General features: G+C 41.4%; 20 protein-coding genes and 2 pseudogenes. 19 read left to right on the top strand and 3 right to left on the bottom strand.

Annotation, left to right across the window (positions count from 1 at the left end; genetic code table 11):
* Positions 1-95 precede the first annotated feature (95 nt).
* The 3 genes from M8E35_RS23595 to M8E35_RS23605 all read left to right on the top strand — a co-directional run bounded on the left by M8E35_RS23595 (position 96) and on the right by M8E35_RS23605 (position 4,340).
* Entirely contained in the window at positions 96-1,169 is a 1,074-nt protein-coding gene (locus M8E35_RS23595) for an NADH:flavin oxidoreductase (protein WP_252473272.1), read from the top strand.
* Between the two features lie 978 nt (positions 1,170-2,147).
* Positions 2,148-2,726 carry a hypothetical protein gene (locus tag M8E35_RS23600; RefSeq protein ID WP_252473274.1) on the top strand — a complete coding sequence of 193 codons (579 nt, stop codon included), beginning with the start codon at positions 2,148-2,150 and terminating at the stop codon, positions 2,724-2,726.
* A 24-nt stretch (positions 2,727-2,750) separates the two neighbouring features.
* Positions 2,751-4,340, top strand: a complete 1,590-nt coding sequence (locus tag M8E35_RS23605) for a flotillin family protein (protein ID WP_252473276.1) — start codon at positions 2,751-2,753, stop codon at positions 4,338-4,340.
* Between the two features lie 155 nt (positions 4,341-4,495).
* Here the strand turns inward: M8E35_RS23605 and M8E35_RS23610 are convergent, their stop codons facing one another.
* Together M8E35_RS23610 and M8E35_RS23615 are read right to left on the bottom strand one after the other, a co-directional pair.
* Complete coding sequence (locus M8E35_RS23610) at positions 4,496-4,687, bottom strand: type II toxin-antitoxin system antitoxin (RefSeq protein WP_252473278.1); 192 nt, start codon at positions 4,685-4,687, stop codon at positions 4,496-4,498.
* A gap of 81 nt (positions 4,688-4,768) precedes the next feature.
* On the bottom strand, positions 4,769-5,611 hold the full coding sequence (locus M8E35_RS23615; RefSeq protein ID WP_252473280.1) for an SPFH domain-containing protein: 843 nt from the start codon (positions 5,609-5,611) through the stop codon (positions 4,769-4,771).
* 492 nt (positions 5,612-6,103) lie between these two features.
* On the opposite strand from M8E35_RS23615, the gene M8E35_RS23620 reads away from it, so the two are divergent.
* The 9 genes and pseudogenes from M8E35_RS23620 (at position 6,104) to mttB (ending at position 15,852) form a co-directional block, all read left to right on the top strand.
* On the top strand, positions 6,104-6,967 hold the full coding sequence (locus M8E35_RS23620; RefSeq protein WP_252473282.1) for an SDR family oxidoreductase: 864 nt from the start codon (positions 6,104-6,106) through the stop codon (positions 6,965-6,967).
* 543 nt (positions 6,968-7,510) lie between these two features.
* A complete protein-coding gene (gene pylSc / locus M8E35_RS23625; RefSeq protein ID WP_252473283.1) occupies positions 7,511-8,344 on the top strand; it encodes a pyrrolysine--tRNA(Pyl) ligase large subunit in 834 nt (277 codons plus the stop codon).
* 101 nt (positions 8,345-8,445) lie between these two features.
* Positions 8,446-9,399 carry a choline kinase family protein gene (locus M8E35_RS23630; protein WP_252473285.1) on the top strand — a complete coding sequence of 318 codons (954 nt, stop codon included), beginning with the start codon at positions 8,446-8,448 and terminating at the stop codon, positions 9,397-9,399.
* A 437-nt stretch (positions 9,400-9,836) separates the two neighbouring features.
* Positions 9,837-10,955 carry a methylornithine synthase PylB gene (pylB, locus tag M8E35_RS23635; protein ID WP_252473287.1) on the top strand — a complete coding sequence of 373 codons (1,119 nt, stop codon included), beginning with the start codon at positions 9,837-9,839 and terminating at the stop codon, positions 10,953-10,955.
* Entirely contained in the window at positions 10,946-12,133 is a 1,188-nt protein-coding gene (gene pylC / locus M8E35_RS23640; protein ID WP_252473288.1) for a 3-methylornithine--L-lysine ligase PylC, read from the top strand. The genes pylB and pylC overlap by 10 nt, the downstream gene beginning before the upstream one ends.
* Before the next feature lie 5 nt (positions 12,134-12,138).
* Complete coding sequence (gene pylD / locus M8E35_RS23645) at positions 12,139-12,966, top strand: 3-methylornithyl-N6-L-lysine dehydrogenase PylD (RefSeq protein ID WP_252473290.1); 828 nt, start codon at positions 12,139-12,141, stop codon at positions 12,964-12,966.
* Positions 12,967-13,082: 116 nt separating this feature from the next.
* The gene (gene pylSn / locus M8E35_RS23650) at positions 13,083-13,406 is read left to right on the top strand and encodes a pyrrolysine--tRNA(Pyl) ligase small subunit (protein WP_252473292.1); all 324 of its coding nucleotides are present in this window, start codon (positions 13,083-13,085) and stop codon (positions 13,404-13,406) included.
* Positions 13,407-13,573: 167 nt separating this feature from the next.
* A complete protein-coding gene (locus M8E35_RS23655) occupies positions 13,574-14,212 on the top strand; it encodes a cobalamin B12-binding domain-containing protein (protein WP_252473294.1) in 639 nt (212 codons plus the stop codon).
* Positions 14,213-14,385: 173 nt separating this feature from the next.
* Positions 14,386-15,852, top strand: a pseudogene (gene mttB, locus M8E35_RS23660) ([trimethylamine--corrinoid protein] Co-methyltransferase).
* 125 nt (positions 15,853-15,977) lie between these two features.
* Here mttB and M8E35_RS23665 read toward each other — a convergent pair.
* Positions 15,978-17,393 (bottom strand): sigma-54 interaction domain-containing protein, encoded by a 1,416-nt coding sequence (locus tag M8E35_RS23665; protein WP_252473296.1) that lies wholly within the window; start codon positions 17,391-17,393, stop codon positions 15,978-15,980.
* 565 nt (positions 17,394-17,958) lie between these two features.
* Here M8E35_RS23665 and M8E35_RS23670 point away from each other — a divergent pair.
* The 7 genes and pseudogenes from M8E35_RS23670 to M8E35_RS23700 form a co-directional block, all read left to right on the top strand.
* The gene (locus tag M8E35_RS23670) at positions 17,959-18,966 is read left to right on the top strand and encodes a DMT family transporter (protein WP_252473297.1); all 1,008 of its coding nucleotides are present in this window, start codon (positions 17,959-17,961) and stop codon (positions 18,964-18,966) included.
* A 14-nt stretch (positions 18,967-18,980) separates the two neighbouring features.
* The gene (locus M8E35_RS23675) at positions 18,981-19,262 is read left to right on the top strand and encodes a hypothetical protein (protein ID WP_252473299.1); all 282 of its coding nucleotides are present in this window, start codon (positions 18,981-18,983) and stop codon (positions 19,260-19,262) included.
* A 493-nt stretch (positions 19,263-19,755) separates the two neighbouring features.
* Positions 19,756-20,091 carry a BMC domain-containing protein gene (locus M8E35_RS23680; protein WP_252473301.1) on the top strand — a complete coding sequence of 112 codons (336 nt, stop codon included), beginning with the start codon at positions 19,756-19,758 and terminating at the stop codon, positions 20,089-20,091.
* A gap of 47 nt (positions 20,092-20,138) precedes the next feature.
* Positions 20,139-20,786: an ethanolamine utilization microcompartment protein EutL gene (gene eutL / locus M8E35_RS23685; protein WP_252473303.1), complete on the top strand. Its 648-nt coding sequence runs from the start codon at positions 20,139-20,141 to the stop codon at positions 20,784-20,786.
* 22 nt (positions 20,787-20,808) lie between these two features.
* Positions 20,809-22,281 carry an acetaldehyde dehydrogenase (acetylating) gene (locus tag M8E35_RS23690; protein ID WP_252473305.1) on the top strand — a complete coding sequence of 491 codons (1,473 nt, stop codon included), beginning with the start codon at positions 20,809-20,811 and terminating at the stop codon, positions 22,279-22,281.
* Positions 22,282-22,347: 66 nt separating this feature from the next.
* Positions 22,348-22,659 (top strand): BMC domain-containing protein, encoded by a 312-nt coding sequence (locus tag M8E35_RS23695; RefSeq protein ID WP_229247492.1) that lies wholly within the window; start codon positions 22,348-22,350, stop codon positions 22,657-22,659.
* An 87-nt stretch (positions 22,660-22,746) separates the two neighbouring features.
* A pseudogene (locus M8E35_RS23700) lies at positions 22,747-23,185 on the top strand (phosphate propanoyltransferase); the annotation flags it as partial.

Consider the following 23,185-nt stretch of genomic DNA (forward strand, 5'->3'; position numbering starts at 1 on the left):
GAGAGTGTATTTATGGTTGTGATTTGTCAGATGTCATGACCCTAAATATAATTTTTAGATATGTTTTAAAAAAATAATTCGAAGGAGCGAGTTTAATGAAAACATTATTTGACCAAACACAATTAACAGGAATGAAGCTGAAAAACAGATTTGTCCGTTCGGCAACCTATGATGGGGCGTCAGATAAACAAGGGCACACAACAGAAAAACTACTACATGGTTATGAAAATCTTGCAAAAGGAGGGGTCGGTACCATTATAACCGGACTAACCAATGTGACTGATGTAGAAAAGTTAGTGCCAGGACAAATGGGAATTTACAACGATTCATTTATTGGTGAATATCAAAAATTAACTGACATAGTTCACAAGCATGATACAAATATCATTGTTCAACTCGTTTGCAATGGTGCCCAAAATCCCAGTACTGCCGATGGATTATTGTGGGGACCAAGTGCAGTGGCGGATTTGGTATTCGGAACAGTACCAAAGGAAATGACAAAAGAGGATATACTTGGTATGCAAGATGCTTTTGCCAATGGAGCTATTAGGGCTAAAAAAGCGGGCTTTGATGGTATACAGATTCACGTCGCTCATGGATATCTTTTGAGCAGATTTCTAACTCCATATTACAATCGAAGAACAGATAAATATGGCGGTAGTATGGAACATAGGACAAGAGCAGTACTGGAAACTTATCGACGTATTAGAGAGGCTGTTGGAGTAGAATTCCCTGTTCTGGTTAAAATCAACTGTGATGATTTTATGGACCAAGGAATGACTTTTGAAGAATGCAAGTATGTGTGCAAAATGTTTGAAAAAGCAGGAGTGTCCGCTATAGAAATAAGCGGAGGCCTCGCATCATCCAGGCATAATGAGGGAACGATTAGGAAAATCACTTCGGAAACTGAATCATATTTCAAACAATATGCAGCAGAAATTGCAGAAGAAATCGATATACCGGTTTTATTAGTGGGTGGAAATCGAGACTTTAACAAATTAACAGATATTATAAATCAAACAAAAATTGAGTATATTTCGATTAGTAGGCCTTTCATACGGGAACCTGAGCTGATTAATCGTTGGATCAGTGGAAATAGGACACCTGCGAAATGTATTTCTTGCACCAAGTGTTTTGGTAATGAAATAAAATGCATCTTTAATCATTGAATGTGAAAGTAGCTTCGGCTTTGTCATTTCCTAACCACCGGTAAGATTTTATCTGTACCCCGGCTTATGGTGCCGTCTGAAACATCTATACCATAGATTTCTCGAAGCAAAGCTAGGTTCATAAGTCAAAATGAAACCTTGAAGGAAATTATAAACGCAAATAATTAACGGATATTTAAGCGAAACTCACTGTGTCCAAAACCTGCCTATTTTTGCTGCAGGTTTTTATTTTTTAACAAGAGAAGAAAGAGTGCTTATACTGAGTTGAAATATATCTTGATTTGGTTTTTGCTTGGGTTGTGGAACATTTATAATGATCACGTAGACACTTTAAAGGTAAAAGGTGGTAGAAAAAACTTTGAGATTGGAAGATGATTATTCAAAAAAAACCCTCCCGGCCATAGACTACCAGCTTCAAACAGCATTATTATTGTACACGCAAGGCACCCTGGTCATGGCAATATGACTATAAAAAATATAGCTCTTTCATCGTGACAGGGCACGTGAAGACAGTAATAGCTCTGTAACGGGTTGACTGAAATCTTGATATCAGAGAGTTTAGAAGGCATATAGTCTTTGAGTATGTAGCGTATAGGGAAATATATTTGATTTGTATTCGCCAGGGTCTTTTTATTACGCTCTGGTATTTTTATAATAATTTGTATTTATAGCAGGAATAATTAGGAAAAGCGTTGAATTCTATGTTTAATAAGATGATTGGAACATATTACGATTACCAAGTGATATTTTACACGAATTACCAATTGTAAAAGATTGGGATGACAGTTACAATTGGCTAGACATCGGTTTGAGTGACAGTTGATTTGCTTAGGACTGATACGGTAGAAACATGAACTTTGGCTCCATCGTATCAAAAAAGGCCAGACCCAGATACATAAAGGGCATTATTTGGTTTTACTTTTTCGATTATTCTAAACACAAATAATACGAAACGTTTACAAGGGAGGAGGAGGTGCCTTGAATATTGATACCATGACAATCCTATTCAATATATGTTTACTAACGGGGTTTGCTGTACCAATTCTAAGTCTGTTAACAGGTGTATTCGGGTCAATACTCGATATGGATTTTGACTTAGATACAGATCATGATTTTGATGGACTCGTACCATTTAATTTAATGTCTACTTGTTTTGCATTGATTGTTTTCGGGTCACTCGGAAGATTGTTTGCGCCATACATGATCAATACGTTATTCACAGTAGTAATTATTACGTTGTTAGCGTTAGTATCATTTGTCGCTTATAGAGTGTTATACAAATATGTGATAGTTAAGTTAAAACGTAATAATCCTTTAGCAATAACGAGTGATGATATAGTAGGGTCTGTAGGGAAATTAACGTTGAGGGTGACAAAGGACAGTGATGGTGTTGTATCAGTTTTGGATAGTACAGGAGCCTCCATATCCTACAGGGCTAGGGTATGTGATTTCTATAAGCTTGACGATACTGGGAGGATAGACCAAGGAACAGAAGTTGTAATCACTGGGGTTGATAAAGTTGCAAATATTTATTATGTGCATCCGTTATATGAATAGACAAATGAAGTGGAGGTAGATTTAATGTTTAGTTCGGTCATTGGGGTTGTAGGGATAATTTTGTTAGGTCTTATTTTGATCATCGTGGCGGTATTGAGCACTTGGAAAAAGATACCATCAGACAAAGCGGCTGTAATTGTAGGGTTAGGCAAGCCTAAGGTAGTTACTGGTGGTGGTACTATGGTAATCCCGATTATACAGAGAATGGATGTCATTACACTAGAGAACATTATGTTTCCAGTAGAAATCAGACAAACTAAGACGGCATTAGGGGTACCACTTAATGCAGAGGGCATCGTTGTAATTAAGGTTAAAAATGATCAAAATAGTATTTTAGCAGCTGTGCAACAGTTTAATTCTGCAAAAGAAGAACAAACCTTAACGACAATCAGAACCCAGGCATCTGAAATATGTAAAGGTAAGCTTCGTGAAATTGTATCATCCATGAGTGTCGAGGATATCTACAATGATAGGGAAAGTTTTTCAGCTAAAGTACAACAGGTAGCGGGAACTGAACTGGGTGAAATGGGTCTTGAGCTCAAATCATTTACGATCAATGATATTACGGATGATGAAGGATATATTGAGGCTCTAGGTAAAGAACAAATCGCAAAGGTTAAATCAACAGCGGCTATTGCTGAAGCTGAAGCGGCTAAAGAACGTGAAATTCGTACGGCAGACGCTCTTAGAGAACAGCAAATTAAAACGGCAGAGGCTCGTAAACTGGGTAAACAGGCAGAGCTGGGGGCAGAGGCCCAAATTGCTGAGGCAGAAAAAGATAAAGAGTTAAAAATACTTGCGTACAAGAGAGACCAAGAAACACAGAAAGCCGTAGCGGATGCGGCCTATCAGATTCAGAGTAATATTACATCTAAAGAAGTTAAGAATACTGAAATGGATGCACTTGTGCTTGAAAAACAACGTGATAAAGAAGTAGCTGAAGCACAAGTACAGGTACTGATCATCACTGAAGAAAAGAACATTGAGCTTGCTAAAAAGAGGGCTGAGAGAAAAGAAGCTGAGCTATCAGAGACAGTTGTTAAGCCTGCTGAAGCAGCTAGACAAAAACAACTATTAGAGGCAGAAGGGAGAAAGTTTGAGCAAGTTAAAGCGGCCGAAGCCGAGGCGGAAAAACTCCGCTTAGAGGGTGAGGCTCAAGCTAGTGTCATTGAAGCTGTGGGTAAAGCGGAAGCTGGCGCCATAAGGGCTAAGGGGTTAGCGGAAGCTGATGCACTTGCGGAGAAGGCTGAAGCACTTGCAAAAATGAACGAGGCTGGTAAACTCCAGATGGTTATTGAGAAACTTCCTGAAATCGCTAGAGCAGTCGCTGAGCCTCTATCTAGAATTGATAAAATCACAATCATTGGTGGCGGCGGCGGTTCAGATGGAACATCTGAAGTATCGAGATACACAGTGGGAGCACTTAAGGCAGTAACAGAGTCCCTAAAGGAAACGATTGGGTTTGACCTTATGGATGTAATGAAGGCAAACACATTCGATGCTAAGACAACCAAGAACCTTAACATTGACGTAAAGGGTCTGCCAGAGGGTCTAGGATTAAGCAACGAGACTATAAGTGCTACTGTAGATAAAGTATTCGACGATACTAAGTAAAAAACCAAAGCTTAATAAAAAGTGTTAATAAGTAGGGTATTCCCTAGGTAATTGAGTATGAAGAAGCTTGTCAATGTAGAGTAGTTAGTATCATATTATCATATCCGTATAAGCAAAAAGAAACTGGAACACTGCTAAGCGCTCCAGTTTTTTTCTTATACCTCTTTTGACGTCTGCGAATCTTCAGTGCTACTATGCTCTTGTAAACGTCCTGCCCGTCGGACTGCGTCCCGGAGCAAAAATTCGATATGTGCATTGGCACTTCGGAATTCATCGGCTGCCCAGCGTTCTAAAGCTGCATAAAGTTTAGGATCAAGGCGTAAGGGGAATTGTTTTTTTGTTGCCATAGTTATCCACATCCAATATCAAGCTGCAAATTCTTTGTACTGTCGGAATGCATAAGTCGCTTAGTGCAGCAAATTTTCACATCAATACATGGTTCCAGTATTAATGACAGGTTGGCTTGAACGTTCAGAAACGATGGAAACGAGCAGGTTATTAATCATAGCGGCCTTGCGCTCTTCATCAAGTTTTACAACACCATCATTTTCGATTCGTTCAATAGCCATCTGAACCATACCGACGGCGCCCTCGACAATAATTTGGCGTGCAGAGAGGATGGCAGTAGCTTGCTGTCGTTGGAGCATTGCGCCTGCAATTTCAGTCGCATAGGCTAAATGAGTAAGACGAGCTTCGGTCACTTCCACTCCCGCAAGTTTAAGTCGTTGTTGGAGTTCGTTCATCAATTCAGTGGATACTTCTTCAGGATTACCCCTTAAAGAAAAACCTTTACCTTCAAAATTATCATATGCGTAACGCGTTGCTACGTGGCGCAAGGCAGTTTCACTTTGGATTTCTACAAATCCTTCATATTTCTCAACATCAAGAGTTGCCTTGGCGGTATCAACGACCCGAAAGACGACGACTGCGGCAATTTCAACTGGATTACCTTCAATGTCATTGACTTTGAGAGTTTTGCTGTTAAAATTTCGAACCCGTAAAGAAACTCCTTTGCGTATAGCTAATGGAACACTTAACCATAAGCCAGGTTCGCGGAGCGTACCGAGATAGCTTCCAAAAAAGACCAGGGTATAGGACTTATTCGGTTGAACGACGATAATTCCAGTCGCCAGGAAGAGGGACAGAATAATTAGAGGGATACCCACCGCCAATTTTCCCTGGACAACTAAGGCAATTCCACCGATCAGAAGGGCAAGCATAAGAATCAGAGCAAGATAACCATTGACAGCCCATGCTTTCTTTTCAATCATTTTAATTCCTCCTTGAATTCATATCGATATTAATATGATATCACATTTGTCCAATATGTAAAGTGTTCTCTGTGGTTTCTTAAACTGAAAGATTTACCATTAAAGGGGAACATGACTTATGTATAAAGGACCGAGGCATTATTTCGCCCCGGTCCTTTATAATGTTGGTTTTGAATAAAACTAGTTAAAGCAATGATAGAAAATGAAAAGAGTTGCTTTTAAGAAGTGACGTTCATTTTGGTTGAATTCTGCCAGAGTATCAAAAAATGCCTTCAGATTGTCTGTAAAACTATAAAGAATCCCTCGTCTTGAACGGCATCAACGAGTCTTTTTACATACTGGGAAGAAAATTCGTGACACCAATCGGGTGGTAGAAGCCCAACAGTATGAATTAAAGTATTTTAAAAAGAATGGTATTAGGGAAATATTATGAGTATAAATCCTTAAAAAGGTCATTTTAATAGTGAAATAGCAGAAGAGGGGGAATAACTTATGCCTAAAATACCTCAACCAACGTTTCCAGCACAACATCAGGAACAACAACCGGGAATTGAATCCTTAATGAATCCTTTACCTGTGGCGGAGGATGTAAGTTATGTCGGCAGCAATAAGTTAAACGGAAAGGTTGCCATTATTTCGGGGGGAGACAGTGGAATTGGTCGTGCAGTGTCCATAGCTTATGCCAAAGAGGGTGCCGATCTTGTACTTGTCTACCTGAATGAACATGATGATGCTAATCAGACAAAAGCACGTATAGAGCAATTGGGTCATCGTTGCATTATTATGGCAGGGGATATTGGGGACGAACTTTTTTGTCAGCAAGTGGTCAAGCAGACGCTTGAAACCTTTGGGAGACTTGATATCCTAGTCAACAATGCAGGAGAACAACACCCGCAAAACAGTTTGTTAGACATCACAAGTGCGCAACTCGAAAGAACTTTTCGAACGAATATATTTGGTTACTTTTATCTAACTAAAGCCGCTTTGCCCTACCTGAAAGCGGGGAGTGTGATTATCAACACTGCTTCCATTACCGCGTATGAAGGGCATGACCAACTCATTGATTATTCTGCAACTAAAGGGGCAGTGGTTTCATTCAACCGTTCTCTGTCAGAATCACTTTGTAAATTGGGGATAAGGGTTAATGGTGTCGCGCCAGGTCCAATATGGACGCCATTAATACCAGCTTCTTTTCAAGCAGACCATGTGGCGACTTTCGGAAGTACTACTCCTATGCAACGTGCAGGGCAACCGAAAGAGCTTGCACCAGCCTATGTATTTTTGGCCTCGGCTGATTCCTCTTATATGTCTGGACAGGTGCTTCACATCAATGGGGGTACAATTATAAACAGTTAAACTTGAATTTTACTGCTTAGAATAATCTGAGATCTTAGATTTATGGAGCATCGTTCACAGGCTGTAGTTTTCGTTATAGTATTGCCTTCTTTAGGGCAGTGAGTCTAAAATGTCGATGGAAGTGTATAAAGCAAAATGAATTATTTGAGTCACGAATGACTGACAAAAGTCCTTCGTGACTTAGTTTTTTAAAAAAGATAAATTAAGTGAGACATTGAGCAGAGAAATGATCTTCAGAAATTTAGAACAAAACGAGTAAAGTTATTTGAAAAAATCCAAAACAAATCAAGAAAAGTTCAAGATAAATGCAGTTTGGCTATCTTCTAAAGAACTTCAGTTGAAATTATGCTTCAAGAGATGATTTAAGAGCTACTTTAATCCACTCTTGGCATTGAATTTGCATTATATCAAAATGTAGTTCATTAGAGACTTGAAGTCATTCAAACATGGGGGGTAGATCGGATTGATCGCGTGGACTCTAAATCCGCGTAGGCGGGTGAAACTCCCGTACTCCTCGCCAATTAATTCAGGGGGTATGCTTTAGTGAGCATTACATGGACAATGATCCAAAAACAACGTTTACAAGAACTAAACGCTAGTGAAATATTGCAAGAGATGTGTTTCGAGTCTCAGCATGAACGGGATCGAGCCTATCAAGAGCAAGAGCATCTTTTGGTGGTTAGAGGAAAACAGAAGTTACTGGAACTGTTAGAAACTACAAGACGTCCTGCTTTAAGTGTACTTGAACAACAACTCGTAGAAGCTTTAACACAAAAAGGATTCGTTCAAGTTGTCACTCCAACGATTATCTCAAAAACAGCCTTAGCAAAGATGTCAGTGTCAGATGATCATCCGCTTTTTTCTCAAGTCTTTTGGCTGGATTCTAAACGATGTTTACGTCCGATGTTGGCCCCTAATCTATATACCTTATGGAAAGATCTATTGCGTTTATGGGAAAAGCCAATCCGTATCTTTGAGATCGGGACTTGCTACAGGAAGGAATCCAAGGGTGCCTTACATCTGAATGAGTTTACAATGCTTAACCTGACGGAATTAGGCTTGCCTGAAGATCAGAGGCATCAACGATTGGAAGAGCTTGCTTCTCTGGTCATGGATACCGCGGGGATTGTCGATTATCAGTTGGAATCAGAATCATCCGTTGTTTATGGAGATACTTTAGATGTTGTTAAAGGGATTGAATTAGGTTCAAGTGCCATGGGTCCACATGCGCTTGATGATCAATGGGGAATTTTTGATCCATGGGTTGGAATAGGATTTGGTTTAGAACGTTTACTAATGATTAAGGAAGGTTCCCAGAATGTCCAAAGCATGGGTAGAAGCCTTACTTATCTTAATGGTGTGCGGTTAAATATCTAATGAACTGAGAGATACAGATGTAAGGCTTTACGATCGGTGCATTAGAATTGACTAAGTGTTTTAGAGAAAATTCTAATTTGAATGGGAGGATCAATAATTTTATGACTGAACCAATTATGATCGAACCCTCCATATCGATGGAGCATATCGGACGCATCTACAAAATGATCAGTGAAATTCCTTTCTTTAATGAGGGCAGAATTAGTGCAATTGAAATCTTGCCCGGTGGACTAACGAATAGCAACTATAAGGTAACAATTAGTGAAGTGACCTATGCGGTTAGACTTGCCGGAGCAGGCACTATGGAATACCTGAATCGTCCTGCTGAAAAGCATAACGCACAGCTTATGGCGGATATTCAAATCAGTGCGCCCATTATTTACTATGATGAAACAACAGGAAACCAAGTATGTAAGTATATAGATGATTGTATTACGTTACATATTAAAGACTTCCAAGAGGAAGAACGTTATCTTAGTATGGCAGCCCATGTTTTTAAAAAGTATCATGATTGCCAGAAGGAATTTATCTCTGTTTTTAACCCCTTAAAAGAAATTGATGCTTATATTCAATTATTAGCAGAGAAAAACTTTGAATTTTATGAAGGTGCCGAAACCATGAAGGAAAAAGTTGAAGAAATTAAGTTACTCTTTAAGAATAATCCTCCTCCTCAAGCCCCATGTCACAATGATCCACTTTGTGAAAACTGGTTAGACGATAAAAAGAATTTCTATCTTATTGATTGGGAATACGGCGGAATGAACGATCCGTTGTTCGATTTAGGAGCACTGGCGATTGAAGCAGAACTAACTGATGAGCAAGAACGCTTTTTCTTAAAGGAATATTATGGCGGGGACTTGACAGAGAAACAACTGGGCTCTCTTATTATTAATAAATTTCTGTGCGATGCATTATGGTCCTATTGGGCAGTACTGCAAATTGCTATGGGTAAATCTCGAGAAGAGTATTGGCCATATGGTTTAAACAGATTTAATCGAGCTTACGCCCTAATTCACAATGAAAGCTTAGACCGAGCTATCAAAGCTAATCAATAGGTAGAATATAGACATTCATTTACTGCATTCCTCTGATATTTATTAATGGCCCGGTGTTATTTACCGGGTCTCTTTTTATTTGATGAAATGATTAAGTACAAGATAAGTTGATATGAGTTAATAATGACTTAAGAGGAGTGCTACCCGACTTGACTACGGATGTTTTCGACCTGTCATGAATAAAATGACGCCCGATCCAGGCATGAATGAAGCTTTGAAAATGAGAGATATCCGTTATAACAGAAGGCTTCACAGAGTTCGCAAGGATAATGTCAGTATCTAAATATTGCATGCTTATCTTGGCATAAAACTTGCAACTATATTAGATTCAAAGCTGAATATTGAATTTATTAAATTATAATGTATCAACTCATAGCCTAACCATAGTAGTACATGACCAATAATATGTAATACTCGATGAAAAAGAAGGTGACTTAATGGCAGTGAATTCGGCGACTAACCCAAAATTAGATGAAATATTGATCAAAGCTACTAAGGAGATCCCTTTAAACCAAGATGAACTTCTTTCTTTATTAAGAGTATCGGATGAAAAAGAATTAACTCAGGTGTTTGAAGCAGCTAGGCTACTTCGGACTCGTTACTTCCTTAATAAGGTATTCAGTTATGGTTTTGTGTATTTCTCAACTTATTGTCGAAATGAATGCGCCTTTTGTTTTTACCGTAAGTCAAACAAATCGTTGCAGCGTTACCGTAAAACGGATTTGGAAATTATGAAGACTGCTTTTAGTCTGATAGATTCAGGAGTTCACTTGATAGATTTGACCATGGGAGAAGATTCTTACTTTTTTCAAAACCAAGGTTCGGGTTTTGCTCATATGATTAGAACTGTGGAAATGATTAAGAAAAGCACAAGTATTCCAATTATGCTTTCAGCGGGAGTTCTTCCAGAAGATGTTCTATCGGAATTTAAAGAGGCTGGCGTCGATTGGTATGCTACTTATCAAGAAACCCATAACCCCAAATTGTACAGTCGGCTTAGACTTGGTCAAAGCTATGACGAACGAATGAATAGAAAAACAGACGCGCAGAAGATGGGGTTTCTCCTAGAAGAGGGATTACTTACCGGAGTGGGGGATACGGACGAAGATTTGGTTAATTCGTTTGAGGAAATGAAAAAGCTGGGGGCAGACCAACTGCGAGTAATGAGCTTTATCCCTCAGAAAGACACCCCAATGCAACACTTTTCTGCAGTACCTCGAGCGCGCGAGTTACTTGTAATAGCAATCATGCGTCTGGTATTTCCGGATCGTTTAATTCCTGCCTCCTTGGATGTGGATGGCTTGAACGGCCTAGCGGAACGTCTAAACGCTGGAGCTAATGTCGTCACTTCAATAATACCCCCTGAGTCTGGTTTAGCTGGGGTGTCTAATCATTCGTTAGATATTGAAGACGGGAATCGGACAATTAGTAAGATTACTCCCATCCTGGAGAAGTGTGGGCTTGTTATGGCAAGCCGTCAGGACTACAAAGATTGGATTCTTATGCGTCAGAATAAGTTTAGTATTTCGAGAAAGGAAGCCTGTGCATGCGAGTAGCAATTGTGGGTGGAAAGTTGCAAGGGGTAGAGGCAGTTTATCTAGCAAAGAAAGCAGGATGGGAAGTTGTCCTTGTTGATATCAACGATTGGGTGCCGGCGGCAGAACTATGTGACGAATTCTGTGTTTTCGATGTCACAAAAGTTGTCAACTGGATTCCCTTCTTAAGGGACATAGATCTGATCATTCCCGCTTTAGAGAATCAAGAAGCTTTAGACAGCTTAGTAAGAAGCTCACAATATGCAGGTGTTCCCATGCTTTTTGATAAGAATGCTTATGAAATATCTTCTTCTAAAATCAGTTCCAACGAAATGTTTGCTCGTACAGGGGTTCCCGCTCCAACCCCATGGCCGGAGTGCGGTTTTCCTATCATCGTTAAGCCTTCCGGAGCTAGCGGGAGTGAAGGGGTACATAAAGTAAGAAGTGCTGCAGAATTTCAGGACCTATTTGAAATGGGTTTAACCGACTCAGTGATCGAAGAGTATCTGGAAGGACCTTCATATTCGTTAGAGGTAATCGGTTTCTCAGGAATTTATAAAGTCTTGCATATCACAGAACTCCATATGGATGAGAAATACGATTGTAAACGTGTTATCGGTTCAGCAATTCTCCCAGCTCAACTTAGAGAAGAGTTTGAACAGATTGGAATAAATCTGGCCCGTAACCTCAAACTGAACGGGATTATGGATATTGAGACAATTCTGCATCAAGGCAAGTTAAAAGTCCTAGAAATTGATGCCCGTCTTCCGAGCCAGACGCCAGTGTCTGTTTTTCATGCAACGGGAATTAATATGCTGGAGATCCTTGGTCAGGCTTTCGTCGAAGGTAAGCCTTGGCAAGAGTTTGAGGTTAGTGATAAACGTGGAGTGATTTACGAACACATCCATGTCTGGAATGACTGCCTTGAGGTTTGCGGCGAACATATTATGACCGACTCTGGTCCACTCCACCTGTATCCGGACTTCTTTGGAGCAGATGAAGCACTTTCCAACTATATACCTGGCAAAATTGATTGGGTAGCAACTTTAATAATTAGTGGAAAGAACCTTCAAGCTGCCTGGAAGCAACAAGAGGTTGTTATCCAAGCTATTAGGAATGAATGGGGAATCCGAAAATACTATGACAGATGTGAAATGGATGAGGAAACCACTGATATAAAATATGCCTCAGGGAGTTGATCATATTGACGCGGCTAAAGGTGGAGGATGTCGTTGAAATCCCCCAGACGTTGGAGGAATACAACTTAGAATTGATTAGAAAAACAGGTTGCTCTTTAAGAGAAATCTCTGCCCGTGCAGCAGGGCTTGGAGTCAGTGGAGAGTTATCTCATCACCACTTAAAAGTAGCAGTGATTCCGATGTCCTGTGGTCAAGGAATCATTGAGGGATTCGCGGAGTCCGTAGCAAGTATTATAAGTTATTTAGGATTTAATGTTGTAATTACTCAAAGCTGGGATGCTGGCGGAGTTGCAGAGGCAGTACAAGGTGGTTCAGAAATCTTATTCATGGCGGATGATGAACGCTTCGTTGCCGTCAATGTGCGTTCGGGTAAGGTTTCAGATAATGGTGATGCAACAGGAAGAGGGTACGCGACAGGGCTAGAACGGATGTGTAATGGGTTAGAAGGCAAAAAGGTATTGGTAATTGGGGCAGGCCCAGTGGGACATGGTGCAGCAACAGCCCTTGCCCGTTTGGGAGCTGAGGTTGGTGTTTATGACATTGAGGGATCATCAAGCGAAAGGTTATCCAAGGATTTAGAGAAACTGGGATATACCGTTGAGATCGAAACGAATTTATATGAGGCTTTAGATCACTATCGCATTTTTCTAGATGCTTGTCCTGCCCAAGATGTCATTTTAACGAAATATATTACCAAAGAAACTATGATTGCAGCTCCGGGAATACCCCTTGGAGTCGAGGCGTCTGGGGTCGGGCAGGTTTCAGCCAGATTGCTTCATGATCCTTTGCAAATAGGCGTGTCTACCATGATGTTCGACGTATTACAGAGGTGACTTATTAGGGTGGAGTCCTGCTCCCCTAAAGTCTAGTCAGACTATACAGAGCTTAGCACCGCTTAAACTGTTTAACTCGTATCACATGAATTGCTGGATTGATTGGAGTGGGATCAGTGACAGTAGATGCATCAAAAAAGAAGCGTTTTTATCGCAAGAATGTAGATTTTTTCAAATTCGTTGAGAGGCTTAAGTTATGGCCGTCCAGAAGTGGAATTCTGCATGGTGTTAAAACTATGACAATCAGAGGAAATACTGCTGAAATCGTTACGCATTGCAATGAAAAGTTTCAGATCTATAATTCTAAACATAGTCGTGCAGCACGTTGTCTTCGTAATAAATTGTTTTTTCATGCCTGTACTGCCTGTAAAATCCCAGGGTGGAAATTAGAAAAATATTCCTCAACCCATGTTAATCAAAACTATGGATCGCGCTTATAGAGGTCAGTCTTAGGGTGTGTTTTAACAACAATAATGCTTGTTCTTATCCATCAGTTAAAGTGCAAGCTTTATTATAAAAGCCTTACCTATACAGCGGAAGGTTTTTCTCAGGGACTAACTCTTTGTTTATGGTACTTATTACTTGAAAAAGAGGAGGAAATTAAGGAATGTCTAACTATGCGGATCTTGCACAAAGTGTTATTGAGGGTCAAAAGGATAAGGTAAAGGAACATGTTCAAAATCTAATTGCAGCAGGTAACAGTCCTTTAGAAATCGTAAACGAGGGTTTAATTGCTGGAATGAATGTTGTTGGGGTTCGATTCAAAGCTGGGGATATGTACGTTCCTGAAGTTCTCATGGCAGCTAAAAGCATGACAGGCGGACTAGAGATTGTTAAACCCTTAATCGCTGCTGCCGACCAAAAAAGCAAAGGGAAAATTCTGCTGGGAACGGTAAAAGGGGACCTGCACGACATTGGTAAAAATCTTGTTGGTATGCTGATTGAAAGTGGAGGTCTTGAAGTTATTAATATGGGAGTAGATATCTCGGCTGAAGATTTTATTGATGCCATTATTGAGCATGAACCCGATATTCTTGCCCTGTCCGCTCTTCTAACTACAACGATGCCAGCTATGCAAGATATCATTGAAATGTTACAAGAAGAGGAACTCAGAGACAAAATAAAAGTAATTATTGGGGGAGCCCCGGTTTCTCAGGAGTATGCTGACACGATTGGTGCGGACGGTTATGCCCCGGATGCAGGCTCGGCGGTTGAACTTTGCAAGAGACTTTTGGCATCCAAATAAATAGGAGCAATAATTGATAAATGGGTATTTAAGGGGGTGATTTCTCCGCGCAATTAGAGTTTCAGGTATACCAAACTTGTATCTTAGAGCTCTTAAAATATATGGAGGTGATTTTTTTGACATTCAGAGGTATACATGCTGGTTCCACCCGAATGGATGGAATCGGGCTGAATATGTTTACCAACGATGAGCTGTACGATGTCCATTTGGCTACACTAGACCTGCTTTGGGATGTCGGGGTAAAAGTTGAAAGTGAAGAGGCACGTGAAATATTTTATAGTGCCGGATGTACTCTTGACAGGAACACAAACATTGTCAAAATACCAGCGCACTTAGTAGAGGATGCTATTCGTTCAATACCTAAGACATTTAGAGCTTGTGGAAGAAAGCGCGAAAATGATTGGCTGAATGAAGGAAATCGGACAGGTTTTGTTAACTTTGGAGAAGCTATCCGAATGATTGACCCTTATACTCGGAAACTGAGAAAACCATTCAAAAAAGACGTTGATGATGTCACTCGTTTCTGTGAGGCAATGGATCAGATTATTGTCTTTGAAAGAGCTTTAGGGCCCTCAGAAGTTGATCCGGATGTTGCTCAAGTGCATATTGCAGAATCCTTCTATAACTTTTCGACGAAGCACGCCTATATCGGTATGAATCGCCCTGAAAACATGCGCGCAGTTGCAAAAATGGGCTATGTTGTTTCTGGTGGAGAAGATAAATTCCGTGAAAGGCCCCTTTTCTCACAAAGTACAGATCCAGTGGCTCCCCTTGTTCATGCTAAGGGTGCAACAGATACACTGCTTCAAGCAATTCGCTTGGGCGTCCCAGCTAAAATTAACTCTATGGGTCTTGCTGGCGGAACAACCTGTGTACACCTCGCAAGTACACTAGTGACACATAACGCCGAAATTCTAAGCATGTTTGTCTTGGGTCAGCTTGAAAAAAGAGGGTATCCGATGGTCTATGGAACTTCCACAACCATGATGGATCTGAGAACAACCGTTGCTTGCGTCGGAACTCCAGAACTGGCTCTCTTCAGCGCAGCCTGTGCCAAACTCTCACAATTCTATAATATTCCTGTCTGGGTAGCCGGTGGATAGACGGATAGCAAAGTACCGGATGCCCAAGCAGCTCATGAGTTTACCCTGACCGCTTTATTACCAGCGTTAGCAGGCGCTAACATGATATATGGTCTAGGGATGCTCGAAGGTGGCTTAACTTGGGACTACGCTCAAATGGCTATGCAGAATGAAATGGCTCGCATGATTATGCATACCATTAAAGGAATTCCGATAAGTGATGAGAAAATGGCCTTGGAAGTTGTCCGTTCGGTAGGTATCGGCGGAGAATTCATTAGCCATGATCACACTTACGCACATTTCAAAGAGCTGTCTAAAACGGAATTGTTAGATCGCAGAAATCGAGAGAACTGGGAAGCAGCTGGCAGTAAGGATATTGTCGAAACTTCCTATGCAAAATCGATTGATATTCTTGAGAACTACGAAAATCAAAATCCTCTTCCGGAAGATATCCAACGCCAGTTAAAGGAAATTGTCTTAGAAGCAGAAGCAGAAACGACAGAGATTAAGGCGAAGGAAAAAGAAGCTAGAAGAAGACCGCGAAAACCCAAATTCTAAGCAAAAAACAAGGAGCTGTGAGTATTCACCAGCTCCTTGTTTTATTAGTTTCTGCCTCAATATCCAAATCAGACTTTGGGCCGTAAATCCGTGCAAAATCTGGGCTTTCGAGAAATTAGCAAACCCTAGTTAAGCTCGCTGTGCGCTGATGGGCAGTATTTCCGAATCAGACGATTCGCTTTACTTTGACTGATGTCCAGAACCTTAGCCACTTCGTAAGAACTTCCAAAATTCTTATAGGCTTGAATGATCAAGTTCTTCTCAACATTACAAATGGCATCATCGAGGGAAAGTGGTTGCCTAGGCTTCTGAGGGAAAGTTTCTGCTTGAGGCTCCGCCATGGTTTGGAAGGATTGGGGGAGGTCACATTCATCAATGACTTTGTCTTGGGTTACTACAGTAAGACGTTCAATAATATTCTCAAGTTCTCGAACATTCCCAGGCCACGGGTATTGTTTAAATAGTTCGTAGCATTTCGAACTGAATTCATGTTCGAGTTTATACTTCTTATTAAATTTAGCTAGAATAAATTGAGATAAGGGAATAATTTCTTCTCTTCTGTCTCTTAAAGGAGGAAGAGTAAGTTCAAAGATATTCAGCCTATAATATAAGTCTTCGCGAAAAGTACCTTTTTTAATCATCTCTTGTAAGTTACGGTTTGTGGCTGCGATTACTCTGCACTGGACTTGCTGAATCTCGCGGCCTCCTACCTTAAAGTATTGGTTTTCATGAAGAACCTGTAATAGTTTGGCTTGCATTCTTGGAGAAAGTTCGGCAATTTCGTCCAGAAAAAGGGTTCCATCATTGGCTAACTCGATTAAACCTATATTGCCCTTGACGTTGGCTCCGGTAAAAGCACCTTTAGAATATCCAAACATCTCGGCCTCCATGAGTTCTGAAGGAATGGAAGCACAATTAACTGTAATGAATGGGCCGTCTTTGTAGGGGCTCTGATTGTGAATATACTTAGCCATATGTCCTTTTCCTGAGCCAGATTCACCCAGCAGAAGTACGGTTGAATTTACGGCTGAAATGCGCCGGACAAGTTTGAGCAGAGATTCCATTTTTGGGCTTTGACATATAAAGTCGGGAATGTTCATTTCTTTTTTTCGAAGGACTTCCACTTCCATTTTATAGCGTTTTAGCAACTCTATGCTTTTATCTAGTTCATGCTTCATTCCTTCTGACTCTGTAACATCTCTGGAATTCTCAATGATTAGTTCGATGTTACCTTCAGAGTCAAAGACTGGGGTTGCAGTTGTGAGTAGCGTCTTTCCAGTACATGTTTTTTGTTCAAGGGTTATGCTCATTTTTTTATCAATTGCAATGGGACTAACCCGAGGACCCCAATATTTCTTTTCGGATATCTCACGAGATTTTTTACCAATAATTTCAGATGCTTTTACCCCATAATGCTTCTCACAGACATTGTTAACATAAATGACAATACCCATAGCATTTGTAACATAGATTTCATCATGGGAATTGTCTAAGATTTTCTTTAAGGTATTAAAATCGAGTTCTGTAGTTCCTGAATCCAAACTAATGACCTCCTTAAACTCGAGTTCATGGTATGGTTATAGAATAGATAGAAAATCTTCTCAAATACAGATAGATAAGTCTGTAATGGATTCTGACAATCTAACATTAATTTCGTCATAAAATGAGAATATCCTCTTGAATCCTTAAATAATAACTAACATCTCAATTATACAATAAAAATCCTCATAGCATAGCCTGGCATTTTATCATTCTATAAATAGATTTGACTTAACGAGTCAACCATGACTTGCTATGAAGTAGGCTGATTTCACAAATATCTGATAATTAAGCAGTTTCTCAGGATTTAATACTCATGTGAAGAATGGCATGGTTTTTGCATTATTCATATAATTATCAATCGGTGTCAGGTAAATGAGAGTAGTGAAGGTGAGGTGAAACCTAATTCTCTAACAATGTAAACAAGGGAGAGGGGCAATTTTACCCAAAATAGTCCATGAGATCAACATACTATGATGCGACTATTGTAGTTTACAAGGTGTTAGAACTATCGTAACGGGCGGGTAAAGGTACGTAATGTATTAATTATGCGTGAGGAGGGAATTTATGGCGTTAAATACTGCGAAAAATGTCCAAGTGATGCAAACAGCTCAGGAACTTGGTCATGCCAAAAAAGGACTTATCTATGGCGTAATTTCTGGTGCCACATGGGGGCTTGATGGAGTTATTCTTGGAATGGCGTTGGCCATGGCGCCGTTTACCGGTGGAGCTACTCTTTCTGTTTATGCAGGTTCTTTAGCAGGCGCAGCAATGCATGATGGTTTTGCTGGTTTTTGGCTCTTTTTCTATAACCTTTTTACCGGAAGAGCAAGTGAATATTTCCGGACGTTGCGTACTCGGCCAGGAAAAGTTGTCGTTTTAGCGGCACTTTTTGGGGGTCCAATAGCTATGTCGGGATATTTGTTAGGAATAAACATGGCGGGAGCTTCTTATGCCTTGGCTATAACGGCTATGTACCCTGCGGTCGGAGCTATTCTTGCGGTCTTTGTTTTAAAAGAAAAGATTATCCCAAGAGTTTGGGCTGGGATTATCCTTTGTGTTGGTGGTGCTGTTGTAGTGGGATATGTTCCACCAGCAGGTGATTTCCCTGATTTCTATTTAGGACTTGCATTCTCTTTGCTTGCTACATTAGGCTGGGGGATGGAAGGCGTACTTTCAACCTATGGAATGGATATGGCAGATCCAGATATTGCGATTGGAATCCGCGAGGCTACATCGTTTTTTGTTTATCTCATCGGAATATTACCTATTGCGGCTGGGGTTGTTGTTTTTTGGGATGCCTTTAAAGAAGTTAGCGTTTATTATGTCGCAGTTGCGGGTGCACTGGGGGCATTATCCTATGTTTGTTGGTATAGGGCATTGAATATGACCGGGGTAGGTCGAGCGATGGCTCTCAATGTAACATACGCCTTGTGGGCTGTTTTCTTTAGCTGGCTATTAATTCCTGGTTTTGAGCTTACTGTTACTCTCGTCGTTGGGGCTGTCATTATTACCCTGGGAACTATTTTGGTCACAGCAAATCCCAAAGAGCTCTTGAAATTAAGAAAAGTATAAGAGGGGGATTATTGATGAAACTACCAATGCGTTTTCGAATGCTGCATTTGCTTTCGAAAAATGAGAGCTTATCTGAAATAACCATGCAGGAAGCACTGAGACCAGAGTATGGTCAGGAAGGCCAGTTCAAAGAGGCCAGTATCGATAACCACTTTCAATCTATGTTAGCAGTAGGTCTTATTGAGATTAAGGAAGTTTCGATTGGTGCTAATGGGAAATTAACACATGAGTATAGAATTACGGACTATGGGACTGGACGATTAAGTTATTTGCCCAAAGAGTGGCAAGGAATGTAATCCGATTAGATATAGAATCAAGAGAGGTCGGCTCGAGATGGTACTGAACAGTCTTATTGATTAGAAGTTTCAAGTGTACATTATTCAAAAATGGCTAATGGATGATTCCTTAGCCATTTTGTCAATTTAATGCTCTCCTTCAAGGAATCTTTTGTTTGATGGAGATGTAGGTGAAAAATTATGGGTAATACATGACTTATTATAAGTCATGCAGACTCAAGATTCGGAAATTAATTGTGAGATTTGGATTCAATCGTGTTCTGATATAGAGGTATTAAGTGAAAATTGGTTCGCTAAGTCACAGATGACTTGATTAAATATGCTTTTTCCGCGGTTTTCTTGATCTGATTGGTTTAAATAAGATACTTATGAAAATGGCATAGTTTTTGCATTAGGATGAGTATGTACTATAAGTACGTAAAAGCAAGAGACGACGCTGAGCAACAACGATGTATTCCAAGAGATAATTGATTAGTGAAAGGAGCAAAACACAATGACTATAAGAGCAGATCTTGTAGCACTGGGAATGGTGGAAACCCGTGGAGTTGTAGGTGCCATCGAAGCGGCTGATGCTATGGTCAAAGCAGCTAATGTCACCCTAATTGGGAAAGTAAAAGTAGGAGGAGCCTTAGTCACTGTCATGGTCAGGGGAGATGTAGGAGCCGTAAAGGCCTCGGTGGATGCCGGAGCTGCCGCTGCAGAGCGAGTCGGAGAACTCATCAGCTGTCACGTTATTCCGCGCCCACATCAGGAACTCGAAGCAATTTTACCTAAGCTACCCGTAATCGAAGAAAAAGCTAAAACGAAAAATGTTGATAATACAAAATAAACCGTCGGAACTAAGGAAAATGTCCGGCATTAATAGGGAGGGAAACCATGATAGAGCCCATTAAGCCAAAAGTATTAGCAGTCAGATTAATACCTAATGTGGCCCCTGATCTCGCCGAAAAATTGGGACTAACTGGCTATCAGCGTTCCATCGGCATGATCACTGCTGACATCGATGATTCAACTTACGTAGCCTTAGATGAAGCTACTAAAAAAGCTGAGGTAGAGGTTGTCTATGCCAAAAGTTTTTATTGCGGAGCAGCTCGAGCCTCAGGTCCATTGTCTGGAGAAATCATTGGAATCTTAGCCGGTCCGAACCCAGCCGAAGTGCGTGCCGGAGTTGATGCCTGCATCGACCACCTTGAAAATGAGTGTTTCTTCTACACCTGTGATGGAGGAAAAACCGCGTGGTTTCCCCATACTGTTTCCCGGACCGGAAGCTACCTGTCTAAAATAGCAGGGGTTCCAGAAGGGCAAGCTCTGTCCTACCTGATTGCGCCACCGATCGAGGCAATGTTTGGTTTAGACGCTGCCTTAAAAGCTGCGGAAGTCACAATGCAAGCCTTCTACGGACCGCCAACCGAAACGAACTTCGGGGGTGGACTTTTGACCGGTTCACAAAGTGCCTGCAAATCAGCTTGTGATGCTTTTCAGAGAGCTGTGATTGATGTTGTTGAAAATGGTCTTAAATTCTAGCAAGGGGAGGTGCTCCTTGATAATGGAACTTGACCGAGACTTGTGTTCCTTACAAGAAGTCCGAAATTTAGTGCGAGCTGCCCGAAAGGCCCAAGAAACCTTGATGAATTTCACTCAAGAACAAGTAGATAAAATCATTGATATGATGCGTGAAGCAGGGGAAGCAAATGCAGCACGATTGGCTATGATGGCAGTCTCTGAAACAGGAATGGGAAATTACAACGACAAATGTTTTAAGAACTATTTTGCTTCACGGACCCTCTATGACTATATAAAACCCATGAAAACTGTGGGCATTATACGAGAAGACCATGACAAAAAGCTTTGGGAAATCGCTGAACCTGTGGGAGTCATCGCCGGAATCATCCCGACCACCAATCCTACCTCAACCGTTATCTACAAAGCCATGATCGCCCTCAAAGCCCGCAACGCGATTGTTTTTTCTCCGCACCCAAGCGCCGTACGCTGTACGAATGAAGCGGCAAAAATCATGCACCAAGCAGCCGTCGCAGCAGGGGCCCCTGAAGGAGCCATAGGATGCATTATGAATCTATCAATGGGTGCCACTAACGAACTTATGAAACACCCAAGTGTTGCCATGATCTTGGCAACCGGCGGAAGTGCACTGGTCAAGGCAGCCTACAGCAGCGGAAAACCTGCTCTGGGCGTCGGCCCCGGAAACGTACCTGCCTTCGTAGAGCGAAGTGCCGATCTTGCCAAAGCCGCTGAATACATCATTATGGGAAAAACCTTTGACAATGGAACTATCTGCGCTTCTGAACAAGCTATTGTCGCTGAAGAATGTATTGCCGACGATCTTATTACCCACCTTAAACGTCAGGGAGCCCATTTCCTCGACCCCGAGGAAGTAGTGAAAGTCTCTAAAGTTGTTATGTTAGCAAACGGGGGAGTAAATCCTAAGGTTGTGGGGAAAGAACCAAAATTCATAGCCCAACTCGCAGGAATCAACATCCCAGACCAAACAAAATGCTTAATAGCTCCCTTGTCGGGGGTTGGACCCCAGTGGCCCTTATCCTACGAAAAATTAACCACAGTCTTAGGCTTTTACCGAGTTGCAGATTGGCATGAAGGATGCGACCGTTGCTTCCAACTCCTGGAAGCGGGCGGAGTGGGCCACAGTCTCTCTATGCATTGCAACAATGTAGAAATCATTCGTGAGTTTGCCCTCAAGAAACCTGTCAACCGCTTGCTCATCAATACCCCGGCGGCCATGGGCGGCGTTGGAGCGACTACGGGGTTAGCACCATCCTTCACATTAGGGTGTGGAACCTGGGCTGGATCCAGCGTCTCAGAAAACGTTACGCCCCTGCACCTGCTAAACATTAAACGGGTTGCCTGGCATTTGGGAATACCAGACCGTAAACCTGTCGAACCCATGACCTCTGGGGGATGCAATGAGAGAGCCCAAACTCAAGTTGATGTCCAATTAGTTCAAGAAATCATTAAACAAGTTATGCAACACTTAAATAAGTGAAAAGCTAACGCATAAGCCACGAACCACGAACACCGAATATCGAACTACGAAATGGGAGGGAATAAAATGGCACAAGATCGAAGTGTAATAGCACTAGGAATGATAGAAACCAAAGGACTAATCCCGGCGATCGAAGCAGCTGATCAAATGTTAAAAGCGGCCAATGTCACATTGTGCGGAAAAGAGCACGTCTCTGGTGGATTGGTCTCAGTCATGGTGCGAGGGGATGTTGGAGCTGTCAAAGCTGCCGTCGATGCCGGAGCTGCAGCAGCCCAACGAGTCGGAGCACTCCTCAGCGTACATGTTATACCGCGCCCTCATCAGGACGTTGAGTACATTCTGCCAGTCGGTGATAACAAAAGTTATGGAGATAAATAAGTAAACGTCAAACGTTCGAGCCAGAAGTAAAAGGAAATATTCTGATCTCTGGCTTCTGACCTCTGACTTCTGTAATGAGGTGAGGACTTGATCGTCACAGAGTATGAACTAAGAGCTAATTGGCATAAAACCAAGGATAAGCTGATCATCTTGCCGCCCGGAAGTGTAATTACCCCATCTGCAAGGGATTTTATCCGTTCTAAGGGAATCGATGTTCAAATTGAAGGGAACGGTCTTCAGGACATTCATAAGAAAACCTTTTCCAGTGCAAACCAAAGCATCGATAGAAGCAACAGACTGCAATCCTTTCAAGAACCAAATGTACTTCGTGAAACTCGAACCCAAGCTATTGCTCAAGCTCAAACAAGTATTTCTTCGGGCGTTAAACCCGAACACATGACCCATTTGCGTACTGGGGCCTTAGTTGCCAAGACACATCCGGTGATTGCCTACCGAGGGCAATTGGACCTGTTTCAATGTGAACTTGTCGAAGCCCAAGGCTTTTTCCTGCAGGCAGGGGAAGAGG

This window comes from Desulfosporosinus nitroreducens (assembly GCF_023897015.1).
Lineage (GTDB): Bacteria > Bacillota > Desulfitobacteriia > Desulfitobacteriales > Desulfitobacteriaceae > Desulfosporosinus > Desulfosporosinus nitroreducens.